We start from the raw sequence: 16514 nt of genomic DNA, 5'->3' as shown, positions 1-16514 counted from the left end.
CAAATGCTTGTTATGGCAACAAACTTTGACCAGGGCATCTGGCCGTGGCAGCCCGAGGCCGACGCGTGGTTTTGTGCGCGTCAGCCTTTGCTTCAGGGGGAAGCGAGATGAGTGTTCCTCTCAATCTTCGTGAGTACGAGCAGCGGGCGCGGGAGCTTCTGCCGCAGGCAACCTACGACTACTACGCCGGAGGCGCGGGCGATGAGCTCACGGTGCGGGAGAACGAGCAGGCGTGGGCGGGGCTACGCTTGCGCCCACGGGTGCTTGTCGATGTGAGCGCGTGCGAGACGGCGACCACGATCTTAGGCCAGCCCGTTGCGTTTCCTCTTCTGACGGCGCCGTGTGCTTTCAACCAGCTCGCCCACCCCGATGGTGAGCTGGCCGTGGCGTGTGCAACGGCGGCGGCGGGGGTGATCCAGACCCTGAGCACGATGGCATCGCGCTCGATGGAGGAGGTCACGGCGGCCTCTACGGGGACGCGCTGGTTTCAGCTCTACTGCCACCGTGACCGTGAGATCACCAAGGCGCTGGTGGAGCGTGCGGAGACGGCGGGGTTTGCCGCGCTCTGCCTGACGGTGGATGTGCCTGCGACGGGCAACCGTGAGCGGGACTTTCGCAACAAGTTTCAGGTGCCCGCGCATATTCCCTTGGCAAATCTGGTGCAGTACCTTCCTTTTGGTCAGGACGAGATGGCGCTACACTACTACGCCAGTAAGCAGTTCGATGCGAGCCTGACCTGGGAGTCGCTGGAGTGGCTGCGGAGCATCACGCGCCTGCCGATCGTGGTGAAAGGGGTTCTGACCGCCGAAGATGCGCTTCTTGCGGTTCAGCACGGCGTCGCGGGGATTGTCGTCTCCAACCACGGGGGCCGCCAGCTCGATAGCGTCATCAGCACCGCCGATGCCCTCCCGGAGATCGCCACTGCGGTGCAAGGCCAGGCCGAGGTCTACGTGGACGGTGGCATCCGTCGTGGCACCGATATCCTAAAAGCCCTTGCGCTGGGAGCCCGCGCCGTGCTGATTGGTCGCCCCTACCTCTGGGCACTGGCCGTCAATGGCGAAGCAGGCGTCACGCACGTTCTCCAGCACCTCCACGACGACCTGAAGCTCTCGATGGCCCTCGCGGGATACCCAAAGCTGAGTGACATTGGGCCACAGCTGATCTGCTAGCTAAGAATTCCCTGGATCACCTCGCCATGCACATCGGTGAGGCGGCGACGGGTGCCGTTGTGGTAGTAGGTGAGCTTGGTGTGGTCGATGCCGAGCAGGTGCAGGACGGTGGCATGGAAATCATAGACACTAACGGGGTTCTCGGCGGTGTCGTAGCCGAGCTCATCGGTGCTGCCGTAGGAAAAGCCTGGCTTGAGACCCGCGCCCGCCATCCAGCAGGTGTAGGCAAACGGGTGGTGGTCACGGCCCGGCTTGCCGACTCCCTGGGTGATGGGCGTGCGCCCAAACTCCGTGGTCCAGAGGATCAGCGTGTCGTCGAGCATCCCGCGCTGTTTTAAGTCTGCGAGCAGTGCGGCGACGGGCTGGTCCATGCTCTTGGCCTGCGTCAGGTGGTTGTCGCGCAGATCCTCGTGGCCGTCCCAGTTGATCCGCGGCGAGCCAAACGCGCCGCCATGATAGAGCTGGACAAAGCGCACGCCTTTTTCGAGCAAGCGCCGGGCGAGCAGGCAGTTTCGGGCAAAGCCCCCGGCTACGGGATCGTCGAGGCCGTAGAGCTTCTTGATGTGCTCTGGTTCTTCGTCGAACTTGACTACCTGTGGAATGCTGACCTGCATCCGCGCTGCTAGCTCATAAGCCTTGATCCGTGCTGCCAGCGCCGAGTCGCCGGGGTGGGCCGCGCCGAACTCCGCGTTCATCGTCTTGAGCAGCCCCAGCGCCGCTTGCCGGTCTGTCGCTTTGACGTCGCTTGGGGGGAATAAGTTATCGACCGGCTGGCCCTTGGGATTGAACGCCGTCCCCTGGTGCGTCGCGGGCAGAAACCCCGCGGTCCAGTTGATCGCCCCACCGGCAGGCAGACCGCGCGGGTCGGGGAGCACCACAAACGTGGGCAGGTCTTGGTTGAGCGAGCCGAGACCATAGCTCAGCCACGCGCCCATGCAGGGAAAGCCATTGAGCGTAAAGCCCGAGTTCATCTGAAAGGTCGCGGGCGTGTGGTTGGCGGACTTGGCCTTCATAGACGAAATAAACGTGATGTCGTCCACCTGCTGGGCAAGATGTGGCAGCAGCTCACTCACCCAGCGCCCGCTCTGGCCGTGCTGCTTAAAGGCAAACGGGCTCTTCATCAGATTGCCCGGCTGCGCAAAGAATGTATCGAAGACTTTCTTACACTCCTTGCCATCCATTCGCACTAATTCAGGCTTGTAGTCAAATGTATCCAGGTGGCTCACGCCGCCACAACAAAAGATCTGAACGACACGCTTGGCCCCCCCACCCAGAGGGTACCCGGCGGGGGTTAGGGGGGAGGCTTTTACCTCATCCGCCAAGAGTGCGGCAAGCGCGATGGAGCCGAGACCACCGGCGGCTTGGGTGAGAAAGTCGCGACGGCTATTTTGCATAGAGAAACTCACTGGAGTTGAACAGTGCCCAACAGAGACTGTCGAGCGGGTGGGCTTTGAGATGGGCGAGGGCGCGGCGACGCTCGGTGGGCGTCGGTGGGCGGCCAAAGGCGAGGGTGTAGACCAGAGTGACTTGGGGGTCGGGGAGACTCCCGGCCTCTTTGATCACTTTTGCGGCGAAGGCGCGGGACTGGCGCAGGACGAAGCTATCGTTCATCAGAGCGAGGGCTTGAATCGGCGTCGTGGTGACCGTGCGCTTCGGGGTTTTGGTCGAGGGATCGGGGCAGTCGAGGGTTTCGAGCAGCGGATTTCGGGCGCTCTGAACCCCCATTCGGTAGAGTGCCCGGCGGTTGAACTCGGGCGTGTCTTTGTCGATCAGTTGATAGAAATCCGAGCCGTAGTTGCTGACCGTGAAGGGCCGGAAGCTAGGGCCGCCGAGCGCGGGGTTGAGCTTGCCACTGATGGCGAGCATGCTATCGCGCACGGCCTCGGCCTCTAGGCGGCGTGGGGCAAAGCGCCAGAGGAGCTGGTTGTCCGCATCGGTCTTGGCGGCTTGTGGATCGAGCTGCCCAGACTGCCGATACGTGCTGGAGAGCAGGATCGCGCGGTGGAGTTTTTTCAGGCTCCACTCGCCGGGGCCGGAGAACGCGGTGGCCAGCCAGTCGAGGAGCTCGGGGTGGCTGGGGCTCTCGCCATTGTTGCCAAAGTCGCTCGCGGTGCTGACAATGCCACGTCCAAAGTGCCCCTGCCAGACCCGGTTGACCATCACCCGCGCCGTCAGTGGGTTGCGAGAGTCGGTGAGCCAGCGTGCCAGCGCGAGGCGGCGCTCTGCCTCGGGAGCATCGGCGGCGAGGCCAAAGTCGGAGTTACAGGCAGTGAGGGCGCTCAGACCACCTGGCGTGACGAGCTCTCCCTGCGCCGTGACATCGCCGCGGGGCAGGATATAGGTCGGACTGGGCTGCTGCGAGATCGCGGCGTAGGCTTGAACCGGAGCTTCGAGCGTCTTTAGCTCTCCCGCCAGCCGCGTACTCTCTGCCTGGAGCACCTCGCGCTGCCTGCGCTCGCTCTGAGTGAGAGCCGCGGTGAGTGTCTCCGGGGAAATATTGAACGGGGCGTTCTGGTACGACTCCCCCACTTCGGCATCCGTGAGGGCTCGGTCGTAGACGCGCACTTCCTCGAGCTCGCCCTTCAGGAAGTTCGTGGAGCCGGTGTGGCGTGGCCCAACTAGAAGATGCGTCTTGCCTGCCGGGTAGGTGCGAGCCGCCTTCTCGGGCTGGTAGGCATCGGCGTAGGGCTTACCATTGCGAAAGAGCTGGATGTGACCATCGGCGCGGTAGACAATCACCACCTGAACCAGCCCCGTCTCCGTTTCTTGGGGAGCATTGAGGTCTTTTGTCCGGTGGTAGAACTCGCTCCCAGCGATCCACTTCCCACGCTGGCGCTCCCCAAAGACAATCCCATCGAACTGTGCGCCCCCCTCGGTCTCGATGGTCAGGGCGCTCCCACCCTGCTGCTCTAAGTCGGCCAGGCGCACCCAGGCTTCTAGCGTCTTCTCCCGAATCTCCATGGCCAGCGGCTCGCTCTGGAAACGGCTTGTCTTGCCATCAAGCGCAAGCTGGCCGCCTTGCTCATCGAAGCTAAAGCGCAGCAGCGGGGTGGGCGATGGGGCGACAGGCCGCGCCTGAGCAAGTAGGCGTGTGCGAGTGGGCTCCTCAATCTGCCGAAGCTTGCTCTGGCACTCGGCTTGCTTTCTGCGCAGCACTGCCACTTGCTCAGCACGCTGCTCAGCCTGTTTTTGCGTGAGCACGGAGCGGTTGCCCGGCTGCACTCCGGCCAGCGCGGCCTTGAGGCGGTAGTAGTCCTTGGCGGGGATCGGGTCGAACTTGTGGTCATGGCAGCGCGCGCAGTTGGTGGTCAACCCTAAAAACGTCTGCCCGACTAGGCCGATCATGTCCTCCAGCTCCTCCTCGCGTGCTCGGAGCCGCACCTGAAGCCCTGGTGCGCCTTTGCCCGCTTCGTCCTGTGGCCCCGCGACCAGAAAGCCCGTGGCGATCGGGCTGGCATCCGGGAGAACATCGCCTGCGAGCTGCTCACGCACAAACTGGTCGTAGGGCAGGTCACGGTTGAGTGCCTCAACCACCCAGTCCCGGTAGCGCCAGGCGTGCTCGCGCAGGTGATCGTACTCAAAGCCATGGCTCTCGCCAAACCGGGCAAGATCCAGCCAGTGCCGCGCCCAGCGCTCGCCGTAGTGGGGCGAGGCGAGTAACCTGTCTACGAGTTTTTCGTAGGCATGGGGAGTTTTGTCGGCCAGAAACGCGGCGATCTCTTGCGGTGTTGGCGGCAGGCCCGTCAGGTCAAATGTCACGCGGCGGATCAGCGTGCGCTTATCGGCCTCCGGCGCGGGCTTCCAGCCCTTGGCTTCGAGCTTGGCAAGTACAAAAGCATCAATAGGATTGCGTACCCAGGAAGTATTCTGCACCGTCGGCGTTTGGGGTAGCCGCACCGGCTGGAGCGACCAGAGACCACTCTCAGGCTTGGCCAGCGCGAGGGCACTGAGGAGTGCAAGGGGGATCAAGGCAAAAAAGCAGCGTTGCATAGTCGGTACTATTGTACACAATTTTGAGCGGCCCATTCATGCATCCTTCATAACTTCTGGCTAACATGGCGGCATGAAACGCAACCCTCTTTTTCTTTTGATACTGGCGCTACCTGCAATCGGTCAGCAGCCCGCCGCCGTGACCCTGAGCCTGAAGTCGGAGGTGACGATCGAGGAGAAAGACGGCTTTCGAGTGATCACTGCCAATGGCGTGCCCAACCACCCAGTCGGGCGCTTTCCTAGCCGGGGCAATCCCAACGCCATCTCGGCGCAGGACTATCATTTTCGCGTCCCCCTAACGCCCAAACCCGCGGTTCAGCAAGCTCGAGGGATTGTCTTTGGGGTCGCACTCAATGGCGTGGTCTTCGATCCAGGGACCGCCGAGACCTGGAACGGGGACATGCGCTGGCACTACGAGGCGCTCACGGGGATGATGGGCACGCGTGGCAAGATGGGTGCTGACGAGAGCCTGGCTCATGTACAGCCCAACGGTGCGTACCACTACCATGGGATGCCCGTCGGGCTGCTGGAGAAGCTGGACTACAAGAAAAAAATGACCCTGGTGGGCTGGGCCGCCGATGGCTACCCGATCTACGGCCCCTACGCCTACACCAATCCCACAGATCCCAAGAGCCCGCTCAAGAACCTCAAGGCGGCCTATAAGCTCAAGAGTGGCAATCGCCCCGGCGGGACAGAGGGCCCTGGTGGGGTCTGTGATGGCTCGTTTCAGCAGGACTATGAGTTTGTGAAAGGCGGCGATCTGGACGAGACCTGTGGCCGAACCGGCGTGACGCCAGAGTTCCCTAAGGGGACCTACTACTACGTGGTCACCGAGAACTGGCCCTTTATCCCGCGGCGGCTCAAAGGCGCACCCGATCCCAGCTTCCGAAAAGGCGGCCCGACCGGACTCGATCGCAACAACCCCGGCACAGCAAACCGCAATGCCGGCGCCGGCACACCCGGAGGCGGCGCGGCGATGAAGGCCAACAGCAAGTTTTTATTTATCCAGCGTGGCAACACACTCTACCAATACAGCGCAGATGGGTTAAAATTGCTCGGAAAGACCGAGCTACCGCCCCCATAAGTTATAGTAATACATGACAAAGATCGAACCTCTCGTCACCTGGACGACGCGCGATGCCGCCTTTGTGCTGGGAGTGGACGGCGCATGGCTTGCGCTAGCACGCCGCCAGAGCGGACGAAACTATCTGGCACCAAATCAACCCGCGCCGGTTCTGCAAGTGCGCGTCGCAGGGAAGCTGCACGCGCCAGAGACGGCAAGCTGGAGTGCCAAGACGCGCCGCCTGACACTTGGCTTTGGTGCAGCGGGTGTGAACGCGACCCTCACGGTACAAGCCAAGCCGACGCATCTGGCCTTTGAGCTCGTCGAGATCACGCCCAAAGATACCGTTGAGCTGGTGGTCTGGGGGCCATACCCTACCGTGATCGGGGAGACCATCGGCGAGATTGTCGGGGTGGTTCGCGATTCTGACACCGCAATCGGGATTCAGGCACTCAATGTGAAAACACTCGGTGGCTTTCCGGGGCAGGAGAGCGATATCGAGCCAGACTTCACCGCCGACGACACCGGCACCTACCCGGACCTACCCGATGCCCTCAAGAAAGACCAGCTCTTTCGCGGCGACACCGCGCGGCGCACGGCCTTTGGGAGTGTCGTCCAGGGCTACTGCCGCAACCGTTCGCAGGAGCGGGTAATCCCCAACTGGGGCATTGAGAAATTCCCCGCGCCCGCCTTCGACGACGGCGGAGTTGTCGGGAGCAAGCTCGCGCTCTTTCTCTGCCCGGTGGCAAAAGCGCTGGACACGCTGGGCGCGATTGAGGTGGCAGAGGGCCTGCCGCACCCGCTGCTCGACGGGGTCTGGGCTAAGAAATCTCCCCGCGCCACGGACTCGTATCTGATTGTGGACTTCAGCGAGAGCACGATCGACCGGGCGATTGAGATGACACTCAAGGCGGGGCTGCGCTATCTGTACCATAGCTCGCCGTTTGAGACCTGGGGGCACTTCCGCCTCAAGCCGAGCCTGTTTCCTCATGGGGGTGCGGGCCTGCGCGAGTGTGTGGAGCGGGCGAAAAAAGCGGGCGTGCGGGTCGGCTTTCACACGCTCTCAAATTTTATTACCCCAAATGATCCCTATGTCACCCCACGCCCCGACCCACGTCTCGCACGGAGCGGCATGAGCACGCTCACGGCCCGTGTCTCCGCAACCCAGACCGAGCTGCCGGTTGCCGACCCGGAGCCGTTTGTGAAGAAGACGGCAATGAGCACGGTGGCCATTGGCGATGAGCTAGTTCGCTACGAGAGCGTCTCCCCGAGTGCGCCCTGGCGCTTGCTGGGCTGTCAGCGCGGCGCGTGGGGGACGGCGGCCGCGGCGCACGCCAGCCAGAGTTCTATTGGCAAGCTCATGGACCACGACTATAAAGTTTTCCTGACAGATGCGTCGCTCACGCAGGAAGTTGCCAAGAATATCGCGGCGCTCTGCAACCAGACGGGGACACTCCAGATCTCGCTCGATGGGCTGGAGGGGAACTGGTCCACGGGGATGGGGCAGTATGGGCGGACACTCTTTACCCAGAGCTGGTACAACGCCCTCGCCCCCGAGCTCAAGGGCCAGATCAACGATGCCAGCAACCCCGGCCACTTCAACTGGCATGTCTACACCCGCATGAACTGGGGCGAGCCCTGGTACGCCGGCTTCCGCGAGAGCCAGACGCTCTATCGGTTTAAAAACCAGCTACACTACTCCCGCAACCTCATGCCCCGGATGCTGGGCTGGTTTGCCCTACGCCCGGAGACCACGCTCGAGGATGCGGAGTGGCTGCTGGCACGCGCGGCAGGCTTCGATGCGGGCTTTGCACTGGCAACCAGCCTCGCCAGCACCGCCCAGCTGAGCGCCGACCCGCTCTCCACCGAGACCGCCAAGCGCTTTGGGACGATCCCGGCGATCCTCGAAGCCATTCACCAGTGGGAGACCGCACGCCGCACGGGTGCCTTCCCCGAGAAGCTCAAAGCGGAGCTACGCGACAACACCCGCGAGTTTCATCTAGAGCCCGCAGGAGCAAACCAGTGGAACCTATATCCCATTCAATCAGGCCAGCGTGGCAAGCCCGTGCGCCTCAGAGGGAAGCGCAAATAAACGCTATGAAAATCTATTCGTCTTTAATACTATTTATTGCGCTGATTGCGCCCGCCAGTTTCGCGAAAGCTGGCGGGGAGAGGCAGGGCTCGCTCTATCTGCTCACCACACCGGATGGCGCGAATCTGCCGGCGTCGGTGACGCTCACGGACTTTCCGGTGCTGATTCGCCTCCGCCGCGAGACCTTCCCCTTTGCACAGGCCCAGCCCCATGGCGAGGACTTGCGGATCACGGACAGCAAAGGCACGCCGCTGGCCTTTCAGATTGAGCAGTGGGACGCGCAAGCCGGGACGGCGAGCCTCTGGGTGCGGGTGCCTAAGATCATGGGCAATGACCGCCAGGAGCTGCGCCTGCACTGGGGCGACCCCGCGGCCAAGAGCGCGGCCAGTGGCCCGGCAGTTTTCAATGCAAGCAATGGCTATCTGACGGTCTGGCACATGGACGAAGCCCTAGCCGATGCGACGGGCATGCTGACAGCGATCAATAAAGGCACGACGCTCGCGCCGGGGCCGCTGGGGATGGCGCGGCGCTTTGCCGAGAACCAGGGAATCGTGGGCGGCGAGAAGCTGATGGGGTTTCCCACGGGCAGCCAGCCGCATAGCTCCCAGGCATGGTTCCGGGCGGAGCGGCCCAATGTGCGCATCCTCGGCTGGGGCAACGAGGAGCGCCAGGGAAAAGTGACGATGCAGTTTCGAAGCCCCCCACACGTCAGCATGGACTGCTACTTCTCTGATGCCAATGTTGCAGGAAAGAGCAAGCTGGCACGGGGCGAGTGGGTTCATGTGGTGCATACCTACGAAAAGGGCAACGCACGGGTCTATGTGAACGGGGTCTTGGATGGCACGGCGCAGTCGCAGGGCGCACCGCTCAATATCCAAAACCCCGCCCGCTTCTGGATTGGGGGCTGGTACAACAACTACGACTTCGTTGGCGAGATAGACGAGGTAAGAGTTTCGTCGGTTGCGCGCTCCGCCGACTGGGTGCGGCTGGAGTACGAGAACCAGAAACCGCTCCAGACACTGGTGGGGACCCTCGTGCAACCTGGTAGCGAGTTTTCGGTCTCGTCGCCACAGCTCACGGTCCGCGAGGGCGAGCGGGCCACGGTGACAGCAAAGACAGGCGGGGCGCAGAAGCTCATCTGGCTCCTTGATGGCCAGGCTGTCGCCACCGACCAGCTTGCCTACACCCTGGAGGCGGGCCGCGTGCGCGGCGAGACTAAGCATCGGTTGCAGCTAAAGGCCGTCTACCCCGACGGCGTGAAAACCCGCGAGATACCGGTGACGGTCCAAGAGGCCATCCCCGATCCCGTGGTCGTGCTCAAGGCTCCGCGCCAGTGGGACGGCCGCTCGCCGATTGAGGTGCAAGCAACGACGGTGGGCAAGAGCGCCCTGCCGCTCCGTTATGCCTGGAAAGTGGAGGGGCTGGCGACAAGCAAAGAAGTGCTCCCTGGCAAGCTCCGCCTTACCCGCGCCCAGAACAGCGGCACTGTGACAGTAAGTGTCGCGGTGGACAACGGTGGTGCGCCCGTGACCCAGTCGGTAAAGCTCGCAGTCACCGAGCCCAAGGCCGATCCCTGGGTCGAGCGCAAGCCCGCTGTGGATGAGCAGCCGACAGACAACCAGTTCTACGCCCGCAGTGCGACCAAAAATGAAGGGACGCTTCACTACAACGGCGTTCTTCCCCAAGCCGCCGACGCAGTCTTTCTGCGCCTCTACGCCGATGGCGTGCTGGCCAAGACGGTCACGCAGAAGCTCGGTGCGAGTCGAGCGTACGTGCTCTCGGTGCCACTCAAGCCGGGGCTCATTCGCTACGAAGTCACCTTTGGGAGCATTACCGGGGGCCGGGAGACGGTTCTACGCACCGTTAAAAATCTCGCCTGCGGCGATGCGTTTGTGATCCAGGGCCAGTCCAACGCGGTCGCCACGGACTTTGGGAAAGAGACCCCGGCCTACCAGAGCGAGTGGATTCGCACATTTGGGACGAGCTGGGAGAGTGCCCGCTACCGCAACCAAGACGGCCAGACGGGGGAGATCGGCTACTGGGCGATGGAGCTGGCAAAGCGCCTGCTGGAGAGCGAGAAAGTGCCGGTCTGCATCCTCAATGGCGCGGTCGGCGGGACGCGCATTGACCAGCACCAGCGCAACCCCAAGAACCCCACCGACCCGGAGACGATCTACGGGCGCTTGCTGGCGCGTGCCCAAAAAGCCGGGCTTACCCACGGGATTCGCGGGATTCTCTGGCACCAGGGCGAGAACGACCAGGGTGCCGACGGCCCCACCGGCGGCTTTGGCTGGGAGACCTACCAAGAGTACTTTATCCATCTCACCGCGGCCTGGAAGCGCGACTTCCCCAATGTCCAGCGCTACTATGCCTTCCAGATCTGGCCTAAGTCCTGCGCGATGGGAGTCGATGGCTCCGACAACCAGCTCCGCGATGTCCAGCGCCAGCTCCCTGCGCTCTTTTCCAAAATGAGCATCATGTCCACGCTGGGGATCGACCCGCCCGGTGGCTGCCACTTCCCGGCGGCAGGCTACGCCGAGTTCGCCCGCCTGATCTTCCCGGTTGTCCAGCGCGATAGCTACGGCAGGCACTTCGACTCGCCGATCACGCCGCCAAGCCTCAAGCGCATCGCTTTTGCCAGCGCCCAGAGAGACAAGCTCGTGCTGGAGTTCGACCAGCCCGTGGTCTGGGAGAGCGCACTGGTAAGCGAGTTCTCTCTCGATGGCAAGCGCGGAAAAATTGCGTCGGGGAGCGCGACGGGCAACCAGCTCACGCTCACGCTCACAGAGCCGATGGCAGCTCAGAAACTAACCTATCTGGATAGCGCAAGCTGGAGCCAGAAGCGGCTTTTACGAGGTGCCAACGGAATCGCGGCGCTGACTTTCTGCAGTGTCCCGCTTCTGGAAAAGTAAGACTTTCCATGCTCCACGAGCTCTTCGAGTGCGCCGCCCGCACCTGGCCTGAGGCAGCTGCGATAGATATCCCACCCAGCCTGACCCGCCCTGAGCGGCGCACACTCACCTATGCCGAACTGGCGCAGGAAGTCGAGGCGCTCCGGGCGCAGCTCCCGCCCAGTGTCTCGGGTGAGTGCATTGTCGCGATCCTGCTTGGCCGCGATACCGAGCGGCTCTATGTCTCCCAGCTTGCCGTGCTGAGCGCAGGGGCAGCGTATGTCTGCATTGACCCGTCGTTTCCCGATGAGCAAGTGCGCGAGATTCTCCGAGACTCCAGCGCCGTCCTGCTCCTCACCAACACCCACGGCCAGGCCCGCGCCGAGCGAGGCGCGTTCCCGACAAAAGTCTTTGACATTTCCCAAAACGTGGCCCCTTCCTTATCGTCCCCCCGCTGGGCGGGGGTTAGGGGGGAAGATGCGCTGGCCTACGTCATCTACACCTCGGGCACGACAGGCAAGCCCAAAGGCGTCTTGATAGAGCACCAGAGCATTGTTAATCTCGTGCAGTCTGACTTGGTCGAGTTTGGACTAGGGCCGGGTGACCGGGTGGCGCAGGGCTCGTCGCCTGCCTACGATTCGTCCGTGGAAGAAATCTGGCTGGCGCTGGCATCGGGTGCGACGGTCGTGGCCCTCGACGACGACGCAGCGCGGCTGGGGCCGGACTTGGTAGGCTGGCTCCAGCGCGAGCGCATCACCGTGCTCTGTCCACCTCCCACACTGCTACGAACGACCGGTTGCGAAAACCCAGAAGAGTCCCTGCCTTTACTCAAGCTCCTCTACGTGGGCGGCGAGGCGCTACCACGTGATATCGCGGATCGCTGGGCGCGGGGGCGACGGCTGGTCAATGGCTACGGCCCCACGGAGTGCACAGTCACGGCCCTGCGCGGCGAGATTCGGGCTGGGGAGCCGATTACCATTGGCACGCCCGTGCCAGGCTTGCAAGCCTGGGTGCTGGATAGTGCGCTCAACGAAGTTATTGATGGAGTTTCGGGCGAGCTCTGCCTCGGAGGAATTGGGCTGGCGCGGGGCTACCACGCACGCCCGGAGCTGACGGCGGAGAAGTTTTTCTCGCATCCCACACTCGGACGGCTCTACCGAACGGGCGATCTCGTCCACCGTGACCCCGATAGCGGCGCGTTTCACTACCACGGGCGGCTTGATTCCCAAGTAAAACTCCGTGGCTACCGGATCGAGCTGGAGGCAATCGAGACCTACCTGGCCCAGTGCGAGGGCGTGCGCGAGGCGGCGTGCTGTGTCCAGAACGAAGGCAACGATCTGGTCGCGTTTATCGTCCCAACAGATGCGACTCAGCCGCCAGACTTCGACAAACTCAAGGCCGTGCTCCGTGAGGCACTGCCCTCCTACATGATCCCTGCGCTCTTTGGTGTGCTCACGGAGCTACCCAAAAGCGTCGGGGGCAAGCTCAAGCGTGAGAGCCTCCCCACGCTCCGACGCGTAGTGCCTCGCTTAGAGCGCGAGATGGTTGCGCCGCGTACCCTGCTGGAAAAATCGCTACTCGCAACATTTCAAGAGACGCTGCTACTCTCGGAAGCGCTCTCCCTCGACGAAGATTTCTTCCTTGATCTCGGGGGCACGTCGCTCCAGGCAGCGCAGCTGATCTCACGCCTGCGCACAGATGCCGCCACGGCATCCCTAACCGTTCGCGATCTCTACGAAGCCCGCACGGTTGCCGCGCTGGCGCAGAGAGTGTCACAAGTGGCATTGCCCTCCTCTGGGTATGGCTCTCAACAGACGCAGCAGCAAGCGTACCTGCCGCTGGACACAGACGGCGAGCGGCACACAGGGGTTCTTCAGAGCCTCTGGCTTCTGCTGGAGCTCACTCTGGCTTCCTTTGTGGCCTACGGCGGCTTCTTCAAGCTTCTCCCCACACTGCTCTCGCGTCTGGGACTGATGACGGTGATTCTCATCACGCCACTCTTGCTTTTTCTGGGGCTGGCGCTCTACACGCCTCTAGCCGTGTTTTTTGCAGTCTTGGTGAAGCGCCTGCTGATCGGCAAGTACACCCCGCGCCGTGAGCCGGTCTGGGGGGATTTCTATCTGAGACACTGGATCGTGGTGCAGACGGCACGACTGATTCCCTGGCCGGTGCTCGTCGGAACTGAGTTTCAGTGCATGGCGCTTCGGGCACTGGGGTCGCGGATCGGGCAGCGCGTGCACTTGCATCGCGGCGTGGATCTGACTCAGGGTGGCTGGGACTTGCTCGACATCGGGGACGATGTCACGGTGAGTCAGGACGCGTCTCTTCGTCTCGTCGAGCTGGAGAACCGTCAGCTTGTCATCGGCCCCATCTCTCTCGGCACAGGCGCTACGCTCGATGTCCGGGCGGGTGTTGCACCGGGCGGAAGTTTAGAAGCGGGAGCCTCTCTCGCCGCGCTCTCCTCACTGCCCGCAGGCAAGACGATTCCGGCGGGCGAGCACTGGGACGGCATTCCTGCCACTCCCGCTGGACACGCACCGCCCGTACCGAATATCACCCAAACAAAACCCATCCTCTCGCCGCTGGCCTATAGCCTTGCGCTGCTACTCGCGCAGAGCGCTCTCTGGGCGATGCTTGCGCTGCCCCTAGAGCTGCTCACGCTGGGGGCCGTGGTCTGGGTGGGGCAGGAGAGTGGGCTCGTAGCCTATCTCCTCGTGCTGACCCTCGCCTTGCCGCTCACGCTCCTACTGGAAGCCCTTGCCGTCCGCGCCCTCGGTCACGTCTCGGAGGGTGTGCTCTCGCGCTGGAGCCTGGCCTATATTCCCCTCTGGCTCAAGGCGGGCTTAGTAGACTCTGCGAACGAGTGGCTCAGTGGCGCGCTCTTTTGGCCGCTCTGGCTCCGGGCGGCAGGGATGCGTGTGGGACGAAGCTGCGAGATTAGCACGATTATTGATGTCATCCCCGAGCTAATTGAGATTGGACCGGAGACGTTTTTTGCCGATGGAATCTATCTGGGTGGCCCAAGAGTGCATCGCGGCACGGTGACGCTTTCAAAAGTCACCATCGGCACCAATGTTTTTCTAGGCAACCACGTGGTCGTCGCTGGGGGCCAACACTTACCCGACGATATTCTGCTGGGCGTCTGCACCGTCGCCGATGATATGTACATGGCAAGCGGGACGTCTTGGTTCGGGCACCCGCCTTTTGCGCTGCCGCACCGTGAGATCGTTGCCTACGATCGCGAGCTTACCCACAACCCAAGCTTACTTCGCTATCTAAACCGCTTATTCTGGGAAATACTCCGCTTCACCTTGCCGGTGCTTCCCGTGCTCGTTGTCGCGGAGAGCTTACGGAAGCTGAGAGACCACGCCTGGGCTGCACCACTGCTCGCCTTTGCCGGAGCGGCAGTGCTCTGCCTGGCGATCTTAGCGCTCAAGTGGCTTCTGCTGGGTCGCGCTCGCCCGGGGACGCATGCGCTCTGGTCGTGCTGGTGCAGCCGCTGGGACTTTCTCTATGTCGCTTGGGGAGTCTATGCCCGCGGGACGCTCACCGCGCTCGAAGGTACTCCCATGCTCACGTGGTATCTCCGCGCGATGGGCCTGACGCTCGGGCGCGGCGTGGTGCTGGGCAGTGGCTTCTCACAAGTGGTAGACCCCGACATGATCGAGATCGGCGACGGTGCCACGGTGACAGCGGCCTTCCAAGCCCATACCTTCGAGGATCGGGTGCTGAAGCTTGCCAAAGTCCGAATCGGTGCGAACGCAACCGTAGCCAACAACACCGTCCCCCTCTACGGAGCTGTCATCGGAGAGGGAACCTATGTCGCGCCGCACAGTGTGATCATGAAAGACGAATTTCTACTTCCGAACCAGCGCTACGAAGGAGCCCCCACCCGGTGAGCCGCCTCGTCGCCCTTGATGTCGCCCGTGGAGTCGCCGTCTTGGGAATGATCTACATGCACTTCGTCGGCTCCAAGCTTGCGAGTGTGCTAGAAGGCCGCGCGGCGGCGCTTTTCTTTCTGCTTGCGGGAATGGCCTGGGCGCTCCAGATGCGGCGTACAAACAAGCCAATAAAGTTTATACGCCGCGCTCTGATGCTGGCAGTTTTTGGGGCAGTGCTGCATTATTTTGTTTGGCCGACGGAGGTTCTCGTCCCGCTGGCTCTGATGATGATGCTCGGCGTTGGGCTTGGGCGCGGGAAGAAAGGCCCGCGCGTGATCGGGGTCGTGTTTGTTCTGGTTCTGATTGCCACACCACTAAGCCAGCTTCGCTTCGGGCACTTTATCGCAACGGACTGGCAGGACGATGGCAGTCACCTTGCGGATCATGCTTTTGGGGCGGTGACCCTAAGGGCACTTCTCTTGGATGGAAACTACCCGCTTCTGCCCTGGCTGGCGCTGCCTCTGCTGGGAATGAGCGCCGTCTTGGGAGCGGGCCTGACACCCACACGGATACGTCGTTGTTTCTGGGGTGCCCTGAGTGTCGCCCTGATCACGCAGCTCTGGGAGAAATCGCTTGGCCCCGCGACTTGGATTCCCACCACACTGCCGTTTTTACTGCGCATTGGAAGTAGCGCTGCCGCATTGATCGCGGGTCTGCTCTGGTGGGAGAGTGCAGGCGGCTTGCCAAAGATCACACAGCCGCTTGCCTTGCTTGGACGCGCCTCGCTCACGCACTACATCCTGCACATTGTCGCCGTCTTCGCCCCACTACGCCTGCTCTACCCCGATGAAGACTGGCCCGTGCGTACCGGGCTTCTGGCTTACTTTGGCTATCTTCTCCTTGCACTCCCGCTCACCCTCCTCTGGTTTCGCCGTTTCCCCCGTGGCCCGCTAGAGAGCCTCTGGGCACGTGCCTAGAAATCCGTGCTGACCTTGTCTAGGCTCAGGGGCTTGATCCAGGCGTTTCGGTAGCGCACATCGTGCCCCTCACACTGGAGCTTGAGCCCTTGCGGTGTGTCCGTGATCCCGCGTCCACTGTCATTGCCACCATCTACCCCGGAGGCAGGCCCACCCCAGACTTGCTGAATCGGGACATCCGTGTGGGCTTTCTGGCCATTAAGATAGATCGTCGTGCGGGCTTTTTCTATCAGCTTGCCCTCTTTAAAGCGCGCCGCTCGAAAGACAATATCATAGGCATTCCACTTGCCAAGGCCATGATAGGCATGATAGGGCGCAGGCTGCTCATTGATCACCGCCCCGAGGCCGTGCGTCGTCCGATCCCCATCGCAGATCTGGATCTCATAACGGTTCTGCAGATAAACGCCGCTATTGCCACCCGGCCTTGCGATCCAGAACTCGATATGTAGCC

The 16514-nt window shown here is 62.5% G+C and carries 9 protein-coding genes; 6 read left to right on the top strand and 3 right to left on the bottom strand.

From position 1 onward, the window contains the following. Nucleotides 1–107 precede the first annotated feature (107 nt). Nucleotides 108–1169, top strand: a complete 1062-nt coding sequence (locus AC1XOS_RS09530; RefSeq protein ID WP_481961985.1) for an alpha-hydroxy acid oxidase — start codon at nt 108–110, stop codon at nt 1167–1169. On the opposite strand, the gene AC1XOS_RS09525 is transcribed toward AC1XOS_RS09530, so the two are convergent. Then, entirely contained in the window at nt 1166–2563 is a 1398-nt protein-coding gene (locus AC1XOS_RS09525; protein ID WP_481961984.1) for a DUF1501 domain-containing protein, read from the bottom strand. The two genes, AC1XOS_RS09530 and AC1XOS_RS09525, sit on opposite strands and share 4 nt — an antisense overlap. Then, nucleotides 2553–5159: a DUF1553 domain-containing protein gene (locus AC1XOS_RS09520; RefSeq protein ID WP_481961983.1), complete on the bottom strand. Its 2607-nt coding sequence runs from the start codon at nt 5157–5159 to the stop codon at nt 2553–2555. The genes AC1XOS_RS09525 and AC1XOS_RS09520 overlap by 11 nt, the downstream gene beginning before the upstream one ends. Before the next feature lie 73 nt (nt 5160–5232). Here AC1XOS_RS09520 and AC1XOS_RS09515 point away from each other — a divergent pair, with 73 nt between their 5' ends. The 5 genes from AC1XOS_RS09515 to AC1XOS_RS09495 are packed head-to-tail and all read left to right on the top strand — an operon-like array spanning nt 5233 to nt 16063. Next, the gene (locus tag AC1XOS_RS09515; RefSeq protein ID WP_481961982.1) at nt 5233–6243 is read left to right on the top strand and encodes a YHYH protein; all 1011 of its coding nucleotides are present in this window, start codon (nt 5233–5235) and stop codon (nt 6241–6243) included. A gap of 13 nt (nt 6244–6256) precedes the next feature. After that, a complete protein-coding gene (locus AC1XOS_RS09510; RefSeq protein WP_481961981.1) occupies nt 6257–8314 on the top strand; it encodes a hypothetical protein in 2058 nt (685 codons plus the stop codon). 5 nt (nt 8315–8319) lie between these two features. Next, the gene (locus AC1XOS_RS09505) at nt 8320–11226 is read left to right on the top strand and encodes a DUF2341 domain-containing protein (RefSeq protein ID WP_481961980.1); all 2907 of its coding nucleotides are present in this window, start codon (nt 8320–8322) and stop codon (nt 11224–11226) included. 8 nt (nt 11227–11234) lie between these two features. Continuing rightward, a complete protein-coding gene (locus AC1XOS_RS09500; protein ID WP_481961979.1) occupies nt 11235–15104 on the top strand; it encodes a non-ribosomal peptide synthetase in 3870 nt (1289 codons plus the stop codon). After that, nucleotides 15101–16063, top strand: a complete 963-nt coding sequence (locus tag AC1XOS_RS09495) for a DUF418 domain-containing protein (protein ID WP_481961978.1) — start codon at nt 15101–15103, stop codon at nt 16061–16063. Before AC1XOS_RS09500 ends, AC1XOS_RS09495 begins: the two co-directional genes overlap by 4 nt. Here AC1XOS_RS09495 and AC1XOS_RS09490 read toward each other — a convergent pair. Continuing rightward, a partial coding sequence (locus tag AC1XOS_RS09490) for a 3-keto-disaccharide hydrolase (RefSeq protein ID WP_481961977.1) occupies nt 16060–16514 on the bottom strand: 455 nt, incomplete at its 5' end. The genes AC1XOS_RS09495 and AC1XOS_RS09490 overlap by 4 nt on opposite strands.

Source organism: Armatimonas sp. (assembly GCF_964826245.1).
The sequence above is the reverse complement of the archived record's forward strand: the minus strand, read 5'-3'. Positions and strand labels throughout refer to the sequence as shown.

Coding starts and splice junctions, on each gene's coding strand:
- AC1XOS_RS09530 (WP_481961985.1), top strand. CDS start 108: ATGAGTGTTCCTCTCAATCTTCGTGAGTACGAGCAGCGGGCGCGGGAG.
- AC1XOS_RS09525 (WP_481961984.1), bottom strand. CDS start 2,563: ATGCAAAATAGCCGTCGCGACTTTCTCACCCAAGCCGCCGGTGGTCTC.
- AC1XOS_RS09520 (WP_481961983.1), bottom strand. CDS start 5,159: ATGCAACGCTGCTTTTTTGCCTTGATCCCCCTTGCACTCCTCAGTGCC.
- AC1XOS_RS09515 (WP_481961982.1), top strand. CDS start 5,233: ATGAAACGCAACCCTCTTTTTCTTTTGATACTGGCGCTACCTGCAATC.
- AC1XOS_RS09510 (WP_481961981.1), top strand. CDS start 6,257: ATGACAAAGATCGAACCTCTCGTCACCTGGACGACGCGCGATGCCGCC.
- AC1XOS_RS09505 (WP_481961980.1), top strand. CDS start 8,320: ATGAAAATCTATTCGTCTTTAATACTATTTATTGCGCTGATTGCGCCC.
- AC1XOS_RS09500 (WP_481961979.1), top strand. CDS start 11,235: ATGCTCCACGAGCTCTTCGAGTGCGCCGCCCGCACCTGGCCTGAGGCA.